5 protein-coding genes are annotated in these 5562 nt (G+C 66.3%); 1 reads left to right on the plus strand and 4 read right to left on the minus strand.

The genetic code is table 11. The features are described from left to right. Positions 1-2051 (minus strand): RNA polymerDNA-directed RNA polymerase subunit B (locus NS4_RS30835; RefSeq protein WP_501193461.1); only part of this gene is annotated, 2051 nt, incomplete at its 3' end. A 769-nt stretch (positions 2052-2820) separates the two neighbouring features. On the opposite strand from NS4_RS30835, the gene NS4_RS30840 reads away from it, so the two are divergent. Then, positions 2821-4062 carry an MFS transporter gene (locus NS4_RS30840; RefSeq protein WP_063062984.1) on the plus strand — a complete coding sequence of 414 codons (1242 nt, stop codon included), beginning with the start codon at positions 2821-2823 and terminating at the stop codon, positions 4060-4062. A gap of 258 nt (positions 4063-4320) precedes the next feature. On the opposite strand, the gene NS4_RS30850 is transcribed toward NS4_RS30840, so the two are convergent. The 3 genes from NS4_RS30850 to NS4_RS32780 form a co-directional block, all read right to left on the minus strand. Beyond that, positions 4321-4926, minus strand: a complete 606-nt coding sequence (locus NS4_RS30850; RefSeq protein ID WP_157106344.1) for a hypothetical protein — start codon at positions 4924-4926, stop codon at positions 4321-4323. A gap of 10 nt (positions 4927-4936) precedes the next feature. After that, positions 4937-5098: a hypothetical protein gene (locus NS4_RS32515; RefSeq protein ID WP_157106345.1), complete on the minus strand. Its 162-nt coding sequence runs from the start codon at positions 5096-5098 to the stop codon at positions 4937-4939. A 284-nt stretch (positions 5099-5382) separates the two neighbouring features. After that, a partial coding sequence (locus tag NS4_RS32780; RefSeq protein ID WP_169811841.1) for a hypothetical protein occupies positions 5383-5562 on the minus strand: 180 nt, incomplete at its 5' end.

Here is a 5562-nt window from a genome sequence, read left to right on the forward strand (position 1 = left end):
TCGTCCACGATCGGCCGCTGGTTGGCACACGTGCCCTGGTTCGAGCGGGCGAACTTCCGCATCCGATACGACTTGCGGGTGCCGTCATCGGCCATGACCGTCACATAGTCCGCGGAAACCTCCTCGACCACACCGGCCTTGTCGTTGACCACGACATCGCCCGCATCCACCGCGGCCCGCAACTCCATACCGGTACCCACCACAGGGGCCTCGGAACGGATCAACGGCACCGCCTGACGCTGCATGTTCGCACCCATCAGGGCACGGTTGGCGTCATCATGCTCCAGGAACGGAATCATCGCCGTCGCGACGGACACCATCTGCCGCGGCGACACGTCCATGTAATCGACCCGGCCGGTATCGACGAACTCGACCTCGGAATACCTGCGCCGGACCGGGATCCGCGATTCGACAAAGCGCCCCTGGGCATCGAGCGGTTCGTTCGCCTGCGCGACGACGTGCCGGTCCTCCTCGTCGGCGGTCAGGTAGACGATCTCGTCGGTCACCCTGCCGTCGACCACCTTCCGATACGGCGTTTCGAGGAACCCGAACGGATTCACCCGCGCATACACCGACAGGTAGCCCATCAGCCCGATATTCGGGCCCTCCGGCGTCTCGATCGGGCACATGCGCCCGTAGTGGCTGTAGTGCACATCGCGCACCTCGAGGCCCGCGCGGTCCCGGGACAGGCCGCCCGGCCCGAGCGCGGACAGGCGGCGTTTGTTGGTGAGACTGGCGAGCGGGTTGCGTTCGTCCATGAACTGGGAGAACTGGGAGGTTCCGAAGAACTCCTTGATCGCGGCCACGACGGGACGGATGTTCATCAGCGACTGCGGGGTGATGGCCTCGACGTCCTGGGTGGTCATCCGCTCGCGGACCACACGCTCCATCCGGGACAGCCCCACCCGGAACTGGTTCTGGATCAGCTCCCCCACGGTGCGCACACGGCGATTACCGAAATGGTCGATATCGTCCACCTCGACCGGCACCTCGACACCGCCGGGCCCGGTCATCGTCGGCTCCCCCGCATGCAGCCGCAGCAGGTATTCGATAATGGTGACCAGGTCCTGTTCGGTGAGTACCCGGGGCCCGCCGGGCGCGTCCCGCCGGACACCGAACTTCTTGTCCAGCTTGTAGCGCCCTACACCCGCGAGGTCGTAGCGCTTGTCGGAGAAAAAGAGGTTCTGCAGCAGCGACTGTGCCGACTCCTTGGTGGGCGGTTCGCCGGGCCGGAGCTTGCGGTGGATATCGAGCAGCGCCTCATCGGTACCCGCGGTGTTGTCCTTGTCCAGCGACGACATCAGCACTCCGGAGAAACCGAACCGCTCGGTGATCTGTTCGGCGGTCCAGCCGAGGGCCTTGAGCAGAACGGTCACCGGCTGACGGCGTTTGCGGTCGATACGCACACCGACGGTGTCACGCTTGTCGATATCGAATTCCAGCCACGCGCCACGGGACGGGATGACGCGCGCGCTGTGCAGATCCTTCTCGGTGCTCTTGTCGACGGAATGATCGAAGTAGACGCCAGGGGAGCGCACCAATTGCGAGATGACCACTCGCTCGGTGCCGTTGATGATGAAGGTGCCGCGGTCGGTCATCATCGGGAAATCGCCCATGAAGACCGTCTGGCTCTTGATCTCGCCGGTGTTGTTGTTGACGAATTCCGCGGTGACGAACAGCGGCGCCGCGTAGGTCATGTCCTTGTCCTTGCATTCGGCGATCGAAGCCTTGATCTCCTCGAAGCGGGGCTCGGACAGGGTCAGCGACATGGTCGCCGCGAAATCCTCGATCGGGCCGACCTCCGCGAGTACCTCCGCCAGCCCGCCCGTGAACGAATCGCCGCGGGCGGCCGCCCGTGCCCGCTGGGCGGGGGCGCCGATCAACCAGCCGAACGAGTCGGTCTGGATCTCCAGCAACCCCGGCACCTCCAGGGGCTCACGGACTCTGGCGAAGGAGAGGCGTTCGGGGCCCCCGGGAATTCGGCTCGCGACAGATGTCCCGGCAGCGGCCTCGGTCTTGTCGGAGAGTGCCAAGATGCGTCCTTCCAGCACCGCACGCCACCCCTACCTTTCTCGGTACGGGCGGCATGTTTCTGCTTGTCCAGTGGGCGTTATTCGGATCGCGTACCGCGGGCGGAAGCCGTCCGGACATGACTCGACAACAACCCGTGGCAGCGATAGGCAGAACGCGCCGCTTCCACGGTGATTTCGTATTTCGAGAGTCGGACAGCATGCGCCCCGGCGCGAAGTCCTAAATTACACACGAGATCGACGAATGTCGAGATACATGAAAAATAAAGCATCCGTTTTCCGATGCTTTTCTATTTCGATAGTGACATCTCGATCCGCATGGCGTCAAGCCGAATGGCGAAAAACCGCGGAATCGGCCGTAGCAGGTTCGGGTGCGGGAGGTCCGCGGCAGGGCGGGCATAGGTACAACCCGACGCTGCGCCGGATCATCGGGCCGAGCAGGCGCCCCGGTCACGGTCGGCGCCAGGGGCATTCACCGGGCCTGACATCCAGAATTTCCCCGAGTTTTCAGCACACGACCGGATACGGGGCGAAAACAGGCGGGACCGAGGAAATAAGACTTGAATCGGCACCGCGGCCGTCCACCGGAAGTAATTTCCGGCCTGCCCACTCGAATATATCGCCCCGGATGATCACGGCACACACCGGGGTCGACCTTCGCCGGTGAGCACTCACGGAATACAACGAACGGTTGTGTCCGGGTACCGCCGCGGTTGTTTGATCGCGGCCCGCGCTTTCTGCTTTGCTCGCGCAGATCACTGCGTGAATATCGAGCGAGAGGTACGCCGGAATGGCGGATGGGCGGTCCCTGGGACGGCAGTTCGGTTGGCTGTGGGCCGCCTACTCGGTGAGCCGTTTCGGTACAGCGCTGGCGTTCAACGCGTTCGGCCTGGTCGCCGTCCTCGTCCTGCACGCCGGACCCGCCGAGGTCTCGATACTGGCGGCGGCCGGCCTCGCGGTCGGTGCCCTGGTGGCGGTTCCGTTGGGCCCGTGGGTGGAGTTCCGCCGCAAGCGGCCGGTCCTGATCGCCATGGATTCGATCCGGTGCGCGGCGCTGCTGAGCATTCCGATCGCTTTCGCGTTCGGCGCACTCGGGTTCACGCAGCTGCTCGTGGTCGCGATTGTCGCCGCGACCGCCGATATCGGTTTCACCGCCGCGTCCGGCGCCTACCTGAAATCGCTGGTGGCGCCGGATGACCTGCTCGTGGCCAATGCCCGATTCGAATCCACGAACTGGACCGCCACCGTGCTCGGGCCGCCGTTGGGCGGCGCCGCGGTGGGGCTCCTGGGCCCGATGGCCATCCTGGTAGCGGACGGCCTGAGCTATCTGGCCTCGGCCGTGTGCCTGGGCGCGATCGGCGACCGGGAACCGCGCCCGGCCCGCCCCCACCCGCCGCGCTCGGGCGCGCAGTTCGAGGGCTGGCGTTACGTACTCGGCCATCCCGGGCTGCGCCCCCTGCTCTGCAACGACGCCCTCGTCGGCGCGCTGATCATGGCCACCCAGCCGCTGATGGCGGTACTCATGCTCGGACAGCTCGGCTTCGCCCCTTGGGAATTCGGACTGGCGTTCGCGCTGCCCTGCCTGGGCGGACTGCTCGGGGCGCGGCTCGCGACCCGGCTCGTCGACCGGTACGGGCGCGGGCGCGTACTGCGGGTTTCCGGGGTCGCGCGGGTGTGCTGGCCGGTCGCGCTGGGTGCGGTCACCGCCGGCGCCGGCGGGTTGATGCTCGTCCTGGTGGTACAGACGGCCGTGATCGTCTGTATGGCGGTATTCAATCCGGTCTTCGCCACCTACCGGCTGGAGCAGCTACCGCCGGATCGGGCGACGCGCGCGCTGGCGGCCTGGTCGGTGAGCAAGAAGCTGACGATCGCGGTGGTCACCGGGCTGTGGGGTCTGCTCGCCGCATGGATCGGAACTCGGGCGGCCGTCACATCGGCCGGAGCGCTGCTGTTGGCGACTCCACTGCTGCTGCCCGCTCTCGACCGGTCATCGGAGTACTCCGAGGCGTTACCGGCGGGATCGACATCATGACCCGTCCCGATCGCGGTCGGGGCGGGACTGCGAACAAGCGATCAGCACCGCCGATGATCACCGGCGCCACGGAGACGGCGCGGGCGGCGGGACGAGTCGCTGTTCTGAACGATCTCGATTACCGCCCGCCGCCCCTTGCAGTCGACTTCGAGGACTTCGCTCAGTTTCGTCGGCTCGCCGATAGCACCTGTCACTGTCCATTCGTCGGCGAGCTGGATGACCGTCATGCGGTATTGCACCACGCTGGTACGACGCGACTCAGGGCTGATCCGGGGTGTGCGACCCCGAATTGCGAGAACCGGCCGGGTAGCAGCCGGCCGGTTCTCTCTTCGTGTCGAGGTTCCAGGCCTCCAGCATCCAGGCCCAGGAGGCTTCGTCGTCGCGGAGCCGGTCGCGTGGGCGCCCGCCGGCCACCAGGATCTCGTCGGCCTGGCGGCTGAGTTCGCGGGGGCCTATCTGCGACCACATGGCCAAAGGTTCGACGGAGAACCGTCCGTCGGGTTCGAGCCAGAGGCAGACATCCATGTGGGGGTGGAGACCGTGCTCGCCCAGCAGCCGGTAGGCGACGGCGACGCTGGCACCGGTGCCGCCCAGGTTCACGTCCAGCATTCTCTGGTTCCAGGTCAGCTGATTCGGAATCGTGGTGATCAGGCCGGGCCAGTCGATCGGGTGCTCGGTGCGTGCACACTCCGGCACGTCGACGATGCGCACCAGCAGCTCCCCACGGCGCCGGCCCATCACCTTGCGGCACAAAGTCAGCCGGTCTCGCGGTTTCAGTACGTGCCAGCCCATCCGGCGGGTGACGGTCTTGCTGCGGGCCCTGACCTGCGGTTCGGTCAGGGCCACCGACATCAGCCTTGCCATGACGCACCCACTACCCGGCAGTGGGGTCGGGGTAGCGGCCGGCCAGGTCGGCGCGGGCCCGGGTGCAGATCGCGCCATATTCCTCGTCGGTCAGGTCGATGGCGAACTGCATCGCGCCGAGTACGTCTTCGAGGCTCTGCACCGTGGGGGCGTCTTCGCTGCGGTTGCTCACCTAAGGCCCGAGCGGCCCGGTCACGCCGACTCAGAGACGGATCTGACCACCGATAAGCGACCCCAGGATGATGCGCTCGTGGCGGCGTACGCCTCTCTCACGGCTCTGTGTGCGACCCTGAAACGCGAGAACCGGCCGGATAGCAGCCGGCCGGTTCTCGTTTCGTGCAACATCTCAGGCTTCTGCCGGCCAGAACCAGGGGCTTTCGCAGTCATGCAGCCGGTTCCGCGGGCGTCCGCTGGTCACCAAATCTCATCGACCGACGGTCGCCACATCTGCGCACACTACGCGGTGTGCCGGTATATCCGGCCCGTGTCGTGGCGCTGGTACAGATGGCCGCCGGAGGCGGCGATCTGTGCTGTTGCCGGGTTGTTGTCGAGGGTCTTCCAGCCGGTCAGCGGTGTGCCGGTGTACTTGTAGATCCAGCCGGCGAGTGGCAGATCCGGGCCTTGGAATCTGCGCAA

Origin of the sequence: Nocardia sienata NBRC 100364, assembly GCF_001613205.1 — a bacterium.
Lineage (GTDB): Bacteria > Actinomycetota > Actinomycetes > Mycobacteriales > Mycobacteriaceae > Nocardia > Nocardia sienata.